The 15007-nt window shown below is 48.7% G+C and carries 16 protein-coding genes; 14 read left to right on the forward strand and 2 right to left on the reverse strand.

The window, feature by feature from the left end:
* Positions 1-65: 65 nt before the first annotated feature.
* From ACWHAR_RS14145 to yunB, 6 genes are all read left to right on the forward strand, one after another.
* Complete coding sequence (locus ACWHAR_RS14145) at positions 66-1430, forward strand: allantoinase (RefSeq protein ID WP_032876707.1); 1365 nt, start codon at positions 66-68, stop codon at positions 1428-1430.
* A 72-nt stretch (positions 1431-1502) separates the two neighbouring features.
* On the forward strand, positions 1503-1856 hold the full coding sequence (locus ACWHAR_RS14150) for a YunG family protein (protein WP_007613566.1): 354 nt from the start codon (positions 1503-1505) through the stop codon (positions 1854-1856).
* Positions 1857-1882: 26 nt separating this feature from the next.
* Positions 1883-2734 carry a DUF72 domain-containing protein gene (locus ACWHAR_RS14155; RefSeq protein WP_007613564.1) on the forward strand — a complete coding sequence of 284 codons (852 nt, stop codon included), beginning with the start codon at positions 1883-1885 and terminating at the stop codon, positions 2732-2734.
* A gap of 19 nt (positions 2735-2753) precedes the next feature.
* Complete coding sequence (locus ACWHAR_RS14160; RefSeq protein ID WP_032876710.1) at positions 2754-3575, forward strand: sulfite exporter TauE/SafE family protein; 822 nt, start codon at positions 2754-2756, stop codon at positions 3573-3575.
* A gap of 17 nt (positions 3576-3592) precedes the next feature.
* Complete coding sequence (locus ACWHAR_RS14165; protein WP_032876713.1) at positions 3593-4987, forward strand: bifunctional metallophosphatase/5'-nucleotidase; 1395 nt, start codon at positions 3593-3595, stop codon at positions 4985-4987.
* A gap of 126 nt (positions 4988-5113) precedes the next feature.
* On the forward strand, positions 5114-5872 hold the full coding sequence (gene yunB / locus ACWHAR_RS14170) for a sporulation protein YunB (RefSeq protein ID WP_032876717.1): 759 nt from the start codon (positions 5114-5116) through the stop codon (positions 5870-5872).
* Positions 5873-5909: 37 nt separating this feature from the next.
* On the opposite strand, the gene lytH is transcribed toward yunB, so the two are convergent.
* On the reverse strand, positions 5910-6887 hold the full coding sequence (lytH, locus tag ACWHAR_RS14175) for an L-Ala--D-Glu endopeptidase (RefSeq protein WP_032876720.1): 978 nt from the start codon (positions 6885-6887) through the stop codon (positions 5910-5912).
* 202 nt (positions 6888-7089) lie between these two features.
* On the opposite strand from lytH, the gene lipA reads away from it, so the two are divergent.
* The 4 genes from lipA to ACWHAR_RS14195 all read left to right on the forward strand — a co-directional run bounded on the left by lipA (position 7090) and on the right by ACWHAR_RS14195 (position 9743).
* Positions 7090-7986, forward strand: a complete 897-nt coding sequence (gene lipA / locus ACWHAR_RS14180) for a lipoyl synthase (RefSeq protein ID WP_003151923.1) — start codon at positions 7090-7092, stop codon at positions 7984-7986.
* Positions 7987-8203: 217 nt separating this feature from the next.
* Positions 8204-8479 (forward strand): YutD family protein, encoded by a 276-nt coding sequence (locus ACWHAR_RS14185; RefSeq protein ID WP_003151928.1) that lies wholly within the window; start codon positions 8204-8206, stop codon positions 8477-8479.
* A 25-nt stretch (positions 8480-8504) separates the two neighbouring features.
* Positions 8505-8939, forward strand: a complete 435-nt coding sequence (locus ACWHAR_RS14190; RefSeq protein WP_032876724.1) for a DUF86 domain-containing protein — start codon at positions 8505-8507, stop codon at positions 8937-8939.
* Positions 8940-8972: 33 nt separating this feature from the next.
* Positions 8973-9743: a TIGR01457 family HAD-type hydrolase gene (locus tag ACWHAR_RS14195; protein ID WP_032876727.1), complete on the forward strand. Its 771-nt coding sequence runs from the start codon at positions 8973-8975 to the stop codon at positions 9741-9743.
* 27 nt (positions 9744-9770) lie between these two features.
* On the opposite strand, the gene ACWHAR_RS14200 is transcribed toward ACWHAR_RS14195, so the two are convergent.
* The gene (locus ACWHAR_RS14200) at positions 9771-10271 is read right to left on the reverse strand and encodes a phosphatidylglycerophosphatase A family protein (protein WP_032876729.1); all 501 of its coding nucleotides are present in this window, start codon (positions 10269-10271) and stop codon (positions 9771-9773) included.
* Positions 10272-10425: 154 nt separating this feature from the next.
* On the opposite strand from ACWHAR_RS14200, the gene yutH reads away from it, so the two are divergent.
* From yutH to thrB, 4 genes are all read left to right on the forward strand, one after another.
* On the forward strand, positions 10426-11442 hold the full coding sequence (gene yutH / locus ACWHAR_RS14205; RefSeq protein WP_007613555.1) for a spore coat putative kinase YutH: 1017 nt from the start codon (positions 10426-10428) through the stop codon (positions 11440-11442).
* Between the two features lie 201 nt (positions 11443-11643).
* Entirely contained in the window at positions 11644-12945 is a 1302-nt protein-coding gene (locus tag ACWHAR_RS14210; protein ID WP_007613551.1) for a homoserine dehydrogenase, read from the forward strand.
* Complete coding sequence (gene thrC, locus ACWHAR_RS14215; RefSeq protein WP_032876733.1) at positions 12945-14003, forward strand: threonine synthase; 1059 nt, start codon at positions 12945-12947, stop codon at positions 14001-14003. The genes ACWHAR_RS14210 and thrC overlap by 1 nt, the downstream gene beginning before the upstream one ends.
* A complete protein-coding gene (gene thrB, locus ACWHAR_RS14220) occupies positions 14000-14929 on the forward strand; it encodes a homoserine kinase (protein WP_032876737.1) in 930 nt (309 codons plus the stop codon). The genes thrC and thrB overlap by 4 nt, the downstream gene beginning before the upstream one ends.
* The last annotated feature ends 78 nt before the right edge of the window (positions 14930-15007 follow it).

Genomic DNA, 15007 nt, shown 5'->3' on the forward strand with positions numbered 1-15007 from the left:
ATCATAGACGCATGTTGTGATAAAAACTGACAGAAAATCGTCATCCTTACAGGGAGGAAGATAAAATGGCCTATGACGTAATTGTAAAGGGTGCGAAAGCTGTGCGAAAAGGCGGGACAGAGCGGGCCGATATCGCCGTCAAGGACGGGAAAATTGCCTTGATCGGGCCCGGCATTGACGAAAACGCGGAACAAGTGGTGCAGGCTGACGGCATGTATGTGTTTCCGGGCGCGGTCGATTGTCACGTGCATTTCAATGAACCCGGTCGCGAAGAATGGGAAGGCATTGAAACCGGCTCAAACATGCTGGCTGCCGGCGGCTGTACGTCTTATTTTGATATGCCGCTTAACTGCATCCCTTCGACGGTAACTGCTGAAAACCTGCTGGCAAAGGCGGAAATCGCCGAACGGAAGTCAGCGGTTGATTTTGCGCTTTGGGGCGGTTTGATGCCTGGATATACCGAACATATCCGGCCGATGGCAGAAGCGGGGGCAATCGGGTTTAAAGCGTTTCTGTCTAAATCGGGAACGGATGAATTTCAATCAGCCGATGAACGGACTCTTTTAAAGGGAATGAAGGAAATCGCGGCGTGCGGCAAGATTTTGGCCCTGCACGCAGAAAGCGACGCCCTCACCCGATTCCTTGAAGCCGAGTACGCGCTCCAAGGGAAAATTGATGCCCGCGCTTACGCTTCCTCCCGTCCGGAAGAAGCCGAATGCGAGGCTGTGCAGCGGGCGATTGAATATGCGAGAGCGACGGGATGCGCGCTTCATTTTGTACATATCAGCACGAAACGGGCCGTGCTCTCCATTCAGCAGGCGAAAAAAGACGGGTTGGATGTCACCGTTGAAACGTGTCCCCACTACTTATTATTCAGCTTTGAAGACTTCCTCAAAAAAGGGGCGGCCGCCAAATGCGCTCCGCCGCTCCGTTCAGAGGCTGATAAAGAGGAATTGATCGGAGTTTTGGCTGAGGGCCAGATTGATATGGTGTCTTCGGATCATTCTCCCTGTCATCCGTCTTTGAAACGCGAGGATAATATGTTTCTGTCGTGGGGCGGGATCAGCGGAGGCCAATTTACGCTTCTCGGCATGATTCAATTAGCGATCGATCATGGGATTCCGTTTGAACATGTGGCCCGATGGACGGCCGAAGCACCGGCCGAGCGCTTCGGTTTAACGAATAAAGGACGGCTTGAAGAGGGATTTGACGCTGATTTTGCCATTGTCCGGCCGGAACCTTTTACCGTCACAAAAGAAACGATGTTTTCCAAACATAAGCAAAGCCTGTATGAAGGCCGCACCTTTCCATACCGAATTGCTGCGACCTACAGCAAGGGGCGCTGTGTGTACCAGGATGGCGTGGGTAAGCAGAGCGGGGCTTTCGGAACATTCCTGAAGCCTTCTGAAATAAAAGAACCGATTCTCTGAGGAGAATCGGCTTTTTTTGTCGTTTGGAAAGCGGGTCTCGTGGTATCTTTTTATAAAAAGGAGTAAAACACATTGTATAATCAAATCTTGAACATATTAACGGCATCCTGGTCGCGCAAGACTAGTACAAAATGGACGGAAGATTGCCCGGCCAAAGGCCAGTGCGGCGTAACGGCTTTAGTCATCCAAGATGTTTACGGCGGTGACATTCTCAAAACAAAAACCGGCACAAGCTGGCATTTTTATAACCGAATAGACGGGGAGATATATGATTTCACGAGCGGTCAGTTTTCAGAGCCGATTGTCTATCAGCACATTCTTTCTTCCAGAGATGAGGCATTTTCGGACACCAATGAACATCAGTACCGGTTCCTGAAAAGTGCATTCAGAAAAAACATGGAAACAGAAAGAGAAAAACACCTGTGATAAACTAGAGTGAGAGGTGAAGGATTGTGATTTATATCGGACTGACGGGGTGGGGGGATCATGACAGCATCTATCCGCCGAAAACAGCGGGCCCGCAAAAACTGCAGGTGTATTCCTCCCATTTTCCCATCGTTGAGCTGGACGCGAGCTTTTACGCGATACAGCCCGCCCGTAATAATGAAAGATGGGTCAAAGAGACGCCGGAATCTTTTCAATTTGTCATTAAGGCATATCAAGGAATGACGGGCCATCAGCGCGGCGATATTCCCTTTGAATCGAAGGAAGAAATGTTTGAGGCGTTTAAGCTGTCATTATCGCCGTATATAGAGCATGGAAAGCTTGCCATGGTGCTGTTCCAATTCCCGCCGTGGTTTGACTGCAAGAAAGAAAACGTCGCATATTTAAGATGGTGCAGGCAGCAGATGGGCGATATTCCGTGCGCGCTTGAATTCCGCAACCGGTCGTGGTTTTCCCCGCCATTTTATGAACAGACGCTTTCCTTTATGAAGGAGGAAGGCTGGATTCACAGCATATGTGACGAGCCGCAAATCGGCGAGGGCAGCATTCCGACCGTCCTGAAAGCAACGGATGAAGAAAAAACGCTTGTCCGTTTTCACGGGCGGAACAAGCAGGGCTGGATCAAACCAGACGGCGGACAAAACTGGCGTGAGGTCAGATATTTATACCGCTATAACAAACAGGAGCTCAAAGATTGGAAAAACAATCTTCAGGAGCTGAAAAAGCAGTCGCGCAATCTGTATGTGCTCTTCAACAATAACTCAGGCGGAGACGCCGCCGATAACGGGCTTGAGATGCTTGAAATGTTAGATATCTCATATACCGGGCTTGCTCCGAAGCAGCTCGACCTATTCAGCTAGAAAAGAGGTTTCAAGACACATGTCTTATCTTATTTTGATCATATTGGGATTTATCGCGGGAACGGTCGGCAGCCTGATCGGGCTTGGGGGAGGAATTATCATCGTGCCGGCGATGCTCTATTTAAGCACGATGACTCCGTTTTTTCATGACGTAACACCGCAGACTGCCATCGGCACGTCCCTTTTGGTGATTATTTTTACGGGACTGTCATCAACTCTGGCCTATATGAAATATAAAACCGTTGACTACAAAAGCGGACTGATCTTTTTTATCGGTTCCGGCCCGGGAAGCATCATCGGCGCGTATTTGTCTAAACTTTTTAATGCGCATACGTTTTCCGTCTGGTTCGGATTTTTTATGATTTTGATTTCCATTACATTAATGCTGAAGGCGAAAGCAAAACCGGTCAATAAAGCGCATAAAGGCATGATCCGGACATATGAGGATGAATCAGGTGAGCTTTATACATATTCGTACCGTATTTTCACCGGTATCGTGATTGCCTTTTTCGTCGGTTTATTGGGCGGTCTTTTCGGCATTGGCGGCGGCTCTCTTATGGTTCCGGCCATGATGCTGTTATTTTTGTTCCCGCCGAAAGTGGCTGTGGCGACGTCAATGCTCATTATTTTCTTATCCTCCGTGACGGGTTCCGTGTCACATATCGCAGAGGGCCATGTCAATTGGCTGTATGCGCTGTGCCTCGTTCCGGGCGCGTGGTTCGGCGGCAAAATGGGCGCGTGGGTCAATAAGCGGGTGCAGACGAAAACGATCGTGCTTTTCATGCGGGTCGTCTTGATTTTGATCGGCTGTGAATTAATTTATCAAGGGATATTCAGCTAAAAGGTAGGAGAGATGGTATGTTAGAGAAGCTCCGTTTATATCATACGAATGATTTGCACAGCCATTTCGAAAATTGGCCGAAAATCGTACATTATATTGAGCAGAAGAGAAGTGAGCATGAAAAAAACGGGGAGGAAACACTCGTATTTGACATCGGCGATCATATGGACCGATTCCAAATGATAACGGAAGCGACCTTCGGCAAAGCGAATGTCGGCTTGTTAAACCGGCTTGAGATCGATGCGGCTGCCGTCGGGAATAATGAAGGAATTACGCTGCCTCACGATGAGCTGGCGGATTTATATACCCATGCCGCGTTTCCCGTCATTGTGTCCAACCTGTTTGACGCGGACGGACAGCGGCCGGAATGGGCCGAGCCCTACGTGATTAAAACGCTGAAAAACGGGATGACCGCCGGCATACTCGGCGTCACGGTGCCGTATTATCCCGTCTATCAAAAACTCGGCTGGACGGTGACGGATGCGGAAAAAAGCATTCAAGAATCACTTGACGATATCAAGGGCAAAGCGGACATCATCATTCTGCTTTCTCATTTAGGCCTGATCGATGACCGGGCAGCAGCGGAAAAATTTCCGGACATCGATGTCATTCTTGAATCACATACGCACCACCTTCTTGAGGACGGACAGGACATAAACGGCGTATTGCTTGCATGTGCGGAGAAATACGGGAACTATGTCGGCTGTGTCGAGCTGACGATAGAAAGTGAATCACGAACCATTGTCAGCAAACAGGCATCTGTACAGAAAATGGCTGATTGGCACGGGGAATCTGAAGATACGGCGGCTTTTCTGAAAGAGAAAGAACGGGAAGCGGAAAACCTGCTCTCCGAACAAGTCGCCAATCTGAATGAAGAAGCCGGCGTGAAGTGGTTTGAGGAATCGCCGCTCCCGCTTCTATTAGCCGAAGCGCTGAAAAGCTGGTGCGGCTGTGAAGTCAGCATGGTGAATTCAGGCGTCATTTTGGGGCCTTTACAGAAGGGGCCTGTCACAAAACTTGACCTGCACCGCATCTGCCCTCATCCGATCAATCCGGTCGCCGTGCGTCTTTCAGGAAGGGAACTCCAGGAAACAATCAGCCAGGCCGCCTCGGAACAAATGGAGCAGCTGCGGATAAAAGGCCTCGGCTTCCGCGGGGAAGTGATGGGCAGGATGGTATATGCCGGAGCGGAGGCAGAGGCCGGCATTCTTGAAGACGGTGTGACGCATCTCCTCAATGTGAAAGTGAACGGAGAAGAGATTGATCCGGAGCGGATATACTCGGTTGCCGTTCTCGACATGTTTACACTCGGAAAGCTGTTCCCTTACATCCGCGATTCAAAAGAAAAGCAATACTTTATGCCGGAGTTTTTAAGAGATCTGCTCGCCTGGAAGCTCGCGCAGCAGCCGTAATGTCATATAGCTGTCCGCCATTCCATTTCACCCGAGTGAAGGTAAGCGGGACTTTTTAAGAGTGAAAATAAAATACTATGTCCCCTCTTACAAGCATACATTGTGATATGTAAGGGGGGATTTTTCTTGCCTAGATACCGGAGCGCTCTTCGCAAGAGAGGGCCTTTGCCTTTTCGATATGTGCTTCTTCTGTCGTTTGCTTTTTTTATCATATCAACAGTCATCAGCCTCTGGATGATCAACTCCTCAATCAAACCGGTGCTGATGAACATCGGAGAAATGGAAACTAAACGGGTGGCGACAGAGGTCATTACGGAATCCATTGAGGAATACATGTCTCACAGCGACAATGTGAAAGATATGGTCGATATGAAAACGGATGAAAACGGAAAAGTCACAACGATGGATTTTAATACACAAATGGTCAACAGCATGAAGGCGAAAGTGACAAAGCAGCTTCAGGCTCATCTGAAGGAAGTGGAGTCGAACAATAAGCAGCATGAAACAGAAAAAGGCGCGAAAACGGCCGATGAAATTATGATCGATATTCCCTTAGGGCAGGTCACGGGAAACAGCATTCTCGGAAATCTCGGGCCGAAAATCCCCGTGCGCTTTAACTTGATCGGCGATGCGTTAACTGATGTGAAAACAAAAATAAAGCCGTACGGCATTAACAATGCCCTGATTGATATCAGTATTTTCGTGGAGATTAAAGTGAAGGTCATTATTCCGTTTGCCAGTAAGACTTCAGTCGTGACAAATAATATTCCGGTCTCCATTAAAGCGATTCAAGGAGAGGTGCCGCAGTTTTATAACGGAAGCGGCGGGTCAGGTGTGACGCCTTCCGTCCAGCTGCCGAATGAAAAACAGAAGAAAGATAAATAAAAACACACAGCCGCAATCTTTCCTGGCGGCTGTGTGTTTACTTTTTCCTGCGGATTTCTTTACGTTCCCATGCCCTTAAATGAGGATACGGGTCAAAGGACCATTCCGATCTGCCGTTATCTTTATACATCCCGTAGTGAAGATGCGGCGGAAATTTTCCCGCGGTGCCCGGCGGTCCGTATCCGGAACTGCCGACAGAGCCGATCACTTCTCCGGGTTTGACGATCTGGCCTTTATGCACACCTTTTGCAAAGCCGTTCAGGTGAGCGAAGTAGTGATACGTGTTATTGATATCCCTGATGCCGATTCTCCAGCCGCCGAAACGGTTCCAGCCCTTCATTTCAACAATACCGTAGCAGGTCGATCTGACGGGAAGCCCGTAATGAGCGAACAGATCCGTTCCTTCGTGAATCCGGCGCCCGCCGAAACCCCGGGCGGCGCCCCACGTGCTGCGGTAGCTGTAATCCGTCTTCACGGGAAGCGGAAAGGCGTGCTCTCCGAGATCAAGGCGGCCGAACGTTTTAAACAGTGTCATGAATTCGGTGATAATGCCGACCGTCTGATCACGGCGGTAATAATTCCAGAGGCCGATGCGGATATGGTCAAGATCCGTTCCGAATCCCGCTAAATACTGAGCAAATGTATAAAGGATATCCTCATCATTGCTGACCTCGGCTTTTCCGTCGCCGTCGCCGTCCAGGCCGATCCCGTCAAATACTTTAATGCTGAGAGGCGCATCGTCCTTAGGATTTGGATTTTCGGGGCCGCTCCACAAATGATCCGGAATATAAATGCTGATGATTCCCGCTTTTTCCGGCAGATCCTTTCGGTTCGAGCGGACATTTTCTTCATATTGATCAACCGCCGCAAGCACATACCAAGGAATCTGCGTGACTGCTTCGGCTTTGCGGTACAACTGCATCCGTTCGCCGTAAACAGGAGCCGATTGTTCTTTCCCGCTTGCAGCCGGACAGAAAACTGATAAAAGGAGAAGAGCAGATAACAGAACTTTCACAACATGATCTCCTTTCAGGATTGAATACACATAGTTTGCGGCAACAATCCGAGAAAATGTAAGTAATTCTCTTCCCTTGTCGAGAAATTTTTCCTATGTTAAAGTGACTATTGAATAGAAATCCGCAAGTTTTACATCCATCGTGAAATAGAAATTTTTCGCACACGAACATGAATAAAGGGATAATGGAGATGATGGGGAAATGGCAAAGAAAGACGAGCATCTGAGAAAGCCGGAATGGCTCAAAATAAAGCTGAACACGAATGAAAACTATACGGGCCTGAAAAAATTAATGCGTGAAAATAATCTGCATACCGTATGTGAAGAAGCAAAATGCCCGAACATCCATGAATGCTGGGCTGTCAGACGTACGGCGACGTTCATGATTCTCGGTTCCGTCTGTACGAGAGCATGCCGCTTCTGCGCTGTAAAAACGGGACTGCCGACTGAGCTGGATCTGCAGGAACCGGAACGCGTAGCTGATTCCGTCGCGCTGATGAATTTAAAACACGCCGTCATCACGGCCGTAGCGCGTGATGATCAGAAAGACGGCGGAGCAGGCGTCTTTGCGGAAACGGTCCGGGCGATCCGCAGAAAAAGCCCGTTCACGACAATTGAAGTGCTGCCATCCGATATGGGCGGAAATTACGACAACCTGAAAACATTAATGGATACCCGTCCTGATATTCTGAACCACAACATTGAAACCGTCCGCCGCCTGACACCGAGAGTCCGGGCCCGCGCAACATATGACCGTTCTTTGGAATTCTTGCGCCGTGCGAAAGAAATGCAGCCTGACATCCCGACGAAATCAAGCATTATGATCGGTCTCGGCGAAACGAAGGAAGAAATTATTGAAGTGATGGACGACCTGCTTGCGAACAATGTCGACATCATGGCGATCGGCCAATACCTGCAGCCGTCGAAAAAACATTTAAAAGTCCAAAAATATTATCATCCGGACGAATTTGCCGAACTGAAAGAAATCGCGATGCAAAAAGGCTTCAGCCACTGTGAAGCAGGCCCGCTTGTCCGTTCTTCCTACCATGCGGATGAACAAGTGAACGAAGCGTCTAAAAAACGTCAGGCCCAAGCATAAGATAAGCCGAAAAAACCCAAAACGCCGCAGGTTTTGGGTTTTTTGTGATGGAGCCGTTTTTGCAGGGAAAAAGTCATTCTTGAATAAGGATCGTCTGAACCGCTACACTGGATATAAAGAGGAAAAATTCTCCGTCCGTCCGAACCGTCTCATTTTGCAATTGATGGACAGAAGTCAATGAATTATGATAGTAAAGAGTGATAAAAGAGGTGAAGACATGATTCTTATTCAAAATGCCGAGTTTGAACTCGTACACGATTTTAAAAACGGCTTTAATGAAGAAGCGTTCAAAGCCCGCTATTCGGACATATTAAATAAATATGATTACATTGTGGGAGACTGGGGATACAGTCAGCTGCGGCTCAAAGGCTTCTTTGATGACCAGAATCAAAAAGCAACCTTTGAAACGAAAATCAGCACATTGGACGAATACATTTACGAATACTGCAATTTCGGCTGCGCGTATTTTGTTTTAAAACGAATCAGAAAATAATTGATGCAGAAGGGGATGCTGTCACGTGTATTTTGTTGACAGAAATAATATCGAACAAACACTCCGTTTTTTTGAGACCCAGCTGGCGCTGTTTGACAGCACGCCTGCATGGCAGAGCGAAATCGAAAAAAGGGCGCTTGAGCGGATCAGCCATCTTATGATCGAATGCATTCTCGATGTCGGAAATGATATGATTGACGGCTTTATCATGCGCGATCCGGGCAGTTATGACGACATCATGGATATTCTGACGGATGAAAAGGTGGTAGCTGAGGATGAAGGGAATAAGCTGAAGCAGCTGATCTCTTCCAGAAAGCAGCTTGTCCAGGAATATCAGCATGCCGACCATCAGGAGCTGTTTACGCTGATCACGTCAAACAGAGATGTGCTGAAAGCCTTTCCGGCCCGTGTAAGAACCTACCTGGAATCAGAATTAGGGCCTGTTTCCGCATTTAAATAACAACGAGTGAGAAAATCCACAGGAGTGTTGAGTATGAAGGATTATAAAGGATATTTGATAGATTTGGACGGCACAATGTACAACGGGACGGAAAAAATCGAAGAAGCGTGTGAATTCGTGAGAACGCTTAAAGCGCGCGGCATTCCGTATTTATTCGTGACGAACAATTCTTCCCGGACGCCGAAGCAGGTGGCGGACAAGCTGATGAGCTTTGACATTCCGGCATCTGAAGAGCAGGTCTTCACGACGAGCATGGCGACTGCGCAGCATATCGCCCAGCAGAAAAAACACGCGTCGGTGTATGTAATTGGCGAAGAAGGCATCCGTCAGGCCATTGAAGAAAACGGGCTGAGCTTCGGAGAAGAAAACGCGGACTTTGTCGTTGTGGGAATCGACCGCGGCATTACATATGAAAAGTTGGCAACGGGATGCCTTGCGATCAGAAACGGTGCCCGGTTCATTTCAACAAACGGCGACGTCGCCATTCCGACTGAAAGAGGGCTTTTACCAGGGAACGGTTCGCTCACATCCGTTTTGACGGTGTCAACGGGCGTTGAGCCTGTCTTTATCGGCAAGCCTGAATCCATTATTATGGAACAGGCGATGCGTGTGCTCGGAACGGATATTTCCGAAACACTCATGGTCGGCGATAACTATGCAACGGATATTATGGCCGGCATCAATGCCGGAATGGATACGCTGCTGGTTCACACCGGAGTGACAAAGCGTGAACATATGGCCGGTTATGACCAAAAACCGACATATGCGATTGACTCTTTAACCGAATGGATTGAACATCTATAAAAAAAGGGACGGCCATGACGGCCGTCCTTATTCTGTATTTCTGGCGCTGTGAGCAAGCCGGCTTGAAGCCGCTGCTGCGATTGCGCCGACGATATCATCAAGAAACGTATGGCATTCGCCCGTAGATTTATCATTTAACCGCCCGAGAATGCCGGGTTTTTCTTTGTCAATGTAGCCGTAATTCGTAAAGCCGATCGAGCCGTATATATTCACGATAGAGAAGGCGAGCACCTCGTCAACCCCATACAGGCTTTCATCAATCGCCAGAATGGTCTGAAGCGGTTCAGACAGCTTTTTTTGTTCGGCGAGCACATCTAATTCTATTCCTGTTAAAATGGCGTTTTGCACCTCGCGTTTTGCGATGACACGGTCCACATTGAGCCTGCATACCTCCATCGTCAAATCAGGATGATATTTTTTTTGAAGGAAATACACCAGCTCGGCGATATCGGCCGTCTCAACCCCCCGTTCTTTTAAACGCGCCCTGGCGACAGCTTCCACCTGATTCAGTTGTTCCTTTTCTGACATTTGCTTCACCCAATCTTTTTTTACTAGTTTATACAACATCCTTCCGATGTGTACGATGTTTCTCCACTTGATTCAAAGGATTACAATATGTATTCATAATTCCGCCGGCGTATGACTACGATGTGAATAGCTCTAATTTTTCAGGCAGGTGATTATGATGAAAAGCATCATTAAAGAAAAGTACGGCATCCACGTCAGACAGCTTTCCGTTTATCAGAAATACCAATGCTTCCAGACGCCTAATTCCTTCTTTCTTATAATTCCCGTTTCCGGGTTTTCGCAATCAGAGCTGACGGAGCTTTACTACATGAGTCAGTATTTACAAGAACAAAGTGACCCATACGTTTCAGTGTTTATCTTTACGAAGGAAGGAGAACTGACCTTTGAGGACGAAGGCAAAACGTATGCGCTCTTAAAAGCGCCGATTCCCGTCTCAAACCGGTCGTTTTCTGTCGGAGGGGAGCTTGCCGAATTTCACAGAAAAGGGCGGGGTTTTCCGTACGAAGTGAAAGAAGCGGGCAGGATCGGCCAATGGAAGGACTTATGGGGAAAACGGGTGGATCAGCTGGAATCATTCTGGATGCAGAAAATTCATATGTCTCCGCTTGAACCGTTCGAAAAGAAAATGATCGAAGCATTTCCTTATTATTCGGGCTTAGCGGAAAACGCCATTCAATATTTAGTGGATACGGAGCTGGATGACAATCCCGGCGCAGAAGACTCGGGGACAATCTGCCATCAGCGGATGGAACGGGATACCTGGTCGGAGGAATCACTGATCCGCATTCCGGGCGATTGGGTATTCGACCATGCCGCCCGTGATATTGCGGAATATATGCGCAGCACATATTTGTATCATCGTGACGACCTGCTCAAAGATGGTTTTTTGTTTCTGCAGGAATATGAGCAAGTTACGCCGTTATCCTCCTTTTCCAAGCGCCTGTTTTACAGCCGCCTGCTGTTTCCGCTCCATTTCTTCGAGACGGTGGAGAGCTATTACATTTCTCATGATTCTGAAAAACAGTTTTACGAAGAGCAGCTTGACTACATTCTTGCCGACTGCACCCGCTATGAACAGTTTTTACAGACATGTCACAACATGATGAATGTCAGGTCGGCGCAGGTTTTTGTCCCGCCTGTGGCGTGGCTCGGAAAAGGAATCAGTTCGTAAGAAAATATGACGTAAAAATATTTAGAAAATAGGGAATCTTGTCATATCAGTGTGTTAAGCGTTTTCATAGCCGTAGAAACAATATTCAGCCGCTTGTCAAAACAAATACGGGCTTATATAATATTTGTAACTTAAATGTCTGTGAAGGGTTAACAATTGTCCTTTTCTAGTGGACGAAAGGAAGAAAGGTGGAGTTTCTCTTTGGAAGCGATTCGTATTGGACTGTTAGGACTGGGAACCGTGGGAAGCGGAGTCGTCAAAATTATACAAGATCATCAGGATAAGCTTATGCACCAGGTCGGCTGTCCGGTGACGATCAAAAAAGTGCTAGTTAAAGATATTGATAAAAAACGAGACGCAGACCTGCCGAAAGAAGTGCTGACGACAGAAGTCTATGATGTAATCGATGACCCTGAGGTCGACGTGATTATTGAAGTCATAGGCGGTGTCGAACAGACGAAGCAATATCTTCTTGACGCCTTGAAAGCGAAAAAACATGTTGTGACCGCAAATAAAGATCTGATCGCCGTATATGGCTCGGAGCTTTTAGCCGCCGCAAAGGAAAATGGCTGTGACTTGTATTATGAAGCGAGTGTCGCCGGCGGAATCCCGATTTTACGCACGCTCGAAGAAGGCCTTTCCTCTGACCGGATCACAAAAATGATGGGAATCGTCAACGGAACGACGAACTTCATCTTAACGAAAATGATTAAAGAAAAAAGCCCGTATGAAGAAGTGCTGAAGGAAGCGCAGGATCTCGGATTCGCGGAAGCGGACCCGACCGCCGATGTAGAAGGGCTCGATGCCGCGCGCAAGATGGCGATTTTAGCCCGTCTCGGCTTCTCTATGGACGTTGATCTGGACGATGTCAAAGTAAAAGGAATTTCCCGGATTACGGATGAAGATATCAGCTTCAGCAAACGGCTCGGCTATACGATGAAGCTGATCGGCATCGCCCAGCGTGATGACAATAAAATCGAAGTCAGCGTTCAGCCGACACTGCTTCCGGATCATCATCCGCTCTCTGCGGTGCATAACGAGTTTAATGCCGTTTACGTGTACGGAGAAGCCGTCGGCGAAACGATGTTTTACGGCCCCGGAGCCGGAAGCATGCCGACTGCGACATCGGTCGTTTCCGATCTGGTCGCGGTCATGAAAAACATGCGTCTCGGCGTAAACGGAAACAGCTTTGTCGCCCCGCAGTTTGAAAGAAATCTGAAGCAGCCGTCTGATATCTATGCCCAGCAGTTTTTAAGAATTCACGTCAAAGACCAGGTCGGCTCTTTTTCAAAAATCACATCGGCCTTCTCAGAGCGCGGCGTCAGCTTTGAAAAAATTCTGCAGCTGCCGATTAAAGGCCACGACGACCTCGCGGAAATCGTCATCGTCACGCATCATACATCGGAAGAAGATTTCAGTGACATTCTGCAAAACTTAAATGACCTCGAAGTCGTACAAGAAGTAAAAAGCACATATCGCGTAGAAGGGAACGGTTGGAGCTAATGTGGAAAGGACTCATCCATCAATATAAAGAATTTCTGCCGGTGACGGATCGGACGCCGGCCCTGACATTGCATGAAGGCAACACGCCGTTGATTCACCTGCCGAAGCTTTCCGAAAAGCTCGGAATTGAACTGCATGTGAAAACAGAGGGCGTTAATCCGACGGGATCCTTTAAAGACCGCGGCATGGTCATGGCGGTCGCCAAAGCGAAAGAAGAAGGCAATGATACCATCATGTGCGCCTCTACAGGCAACACATCCGCGGCGGCTGCGGCATACGCGGCGAGAGCCGGCATGAAATGCATCGTCATCATCCCGGACGGAAAAATCGCCTTCGGAAAACTTGCGCAGGCCGTCATGTACGGTGCGGAAATCATTGCGATTGACGGAAACTTTGACGACGCGCTGGCCATCGTCCGGTCGATTTGTGAAAAATCACCGATTGCATTAGTGAATTCAGTAAACCCTTACCGGATTGAAGGGCAAAAAACAGCGGCCTTTGAAGTATGCGAACAGCTCGGCGGAGCGCCGGACATTCTGGCGATCCCGGTAGGTAACGCCGGGAATATCACGGCCTACTGGAAAGGGTTCAAAGAATATCATGAGAAAAAGGGCACCGGACTTCCGAAAATGCGCGGTTTTGAGGCGGAAGGTTCTGCGGCCATCGTCCGCGGCGAAGTCATTAAAAATCCAGAAACCGTTGCGACGGCAATCCGAATCGGGAATCCCGCCAGCTGGGACAAAGCCGTGCTCGCTGCGGAGGAATCAGCCGGAAAAATTGATGAAGTCACAGATGAAGAAATTCTTCACGCTTATCAGCTGATTGCCCGTGAAGAAGGCGTGTTTGCCGAACCGGGCTCCTGTGCATCCATCGCCGGCGTTTTGAAACAGGTGAAATCCGGTGAAATTCCAAAAGGCAGCAAGGTTGTCGCAGTTTTGACCGGAAACGGCCTGAAAGATCCGAACACGGCTGTAGACGTATCTGACATAAAACCGATCACGCTGCCGACAGATGAGGACAGCATACTGGAATACTTAAATGGAGCGGCGCGTGTATGAATGAGGCGGAGATGCTGTTTTCCATTACGGTTCCGGGAAGCACAGCCAACTTAGGGCCCGGGTTTGATTCCGTCGGGATGGCGCTCAGCAGATACTTGAAGCTTTCGGTTTTCCGAAACGATGAATGGCAGTTCTCGGCGGAAACCGAAACTGTCGCGGGCATCCCTCAAGGAACGGACAACCTCATCTACCAAGTCGCCAAACGGACGGCTGACCGCTATCAAAAAGAGCTGCCGCCCGCCCATGTCAAAGTATGGAGTGACATCCCCCTTGCACGGGGTCTCGGAAGCAGCGCGGCCGCTATCGTCGCCGCCATTGAGCTTGCGGATGAGTTATGCGGCCTGCAGCTGTCGGAAAGCGACAAACTGCACTTAGCCAGTCTTGAAGAGGGGCACCCTGATAATGCCGCTGCTTCCCTTGCAGGAGGGCTTGTGATCGGCCTTCACGAAGAAGGTGAAACACATATCGTGCGTGTTGCCGAAGCGGATATCGACGTTGTGGCAGTCATTCCGTTTTACGAAGTTCTGACCAGGGACGCAAGAGACGTGCTCCCGAAAGAGCTGCCGTATCGACGCGCCGTTAAAGCAAGCGCCGTCAGCAACCTTCTCGTTGCTGCGATCATGTCAAATGACTGGGCGCTCGCCGGGAAAATGATGAGAAAAGACATCCTCCATCAGCCGTACCGCGCCATGCTTGTTCCTGAGCTTTCAAAGGTGGAACATGCGGCCGAAATGAAAGGCGCTTACGGAACGGCGCTGAGCGGAGCGGGACCGACGATTCTTGTCCTGATTGAAAAAGGAAAGGGAGAAGAGCTGAGAAAACAGCTTTCTGAGCATTTCCCCCACTGTGAGATTGCGGCGCTTACCGTCCCGTCAGAAGGAAGCGTAATTGAACGGAATCCTTTAGAGCAGGTGAAAAGTGTATAATGATAAAAAAGCGTTCTTCCCATCAGAGAAGGACGCTTTCTTTTTCTGGAGAAGGATTTTTATTTAGGGAAGCGAAAT

Source organism: Bacillus sp. LR--39 (genome assembly GCF_053613335.1).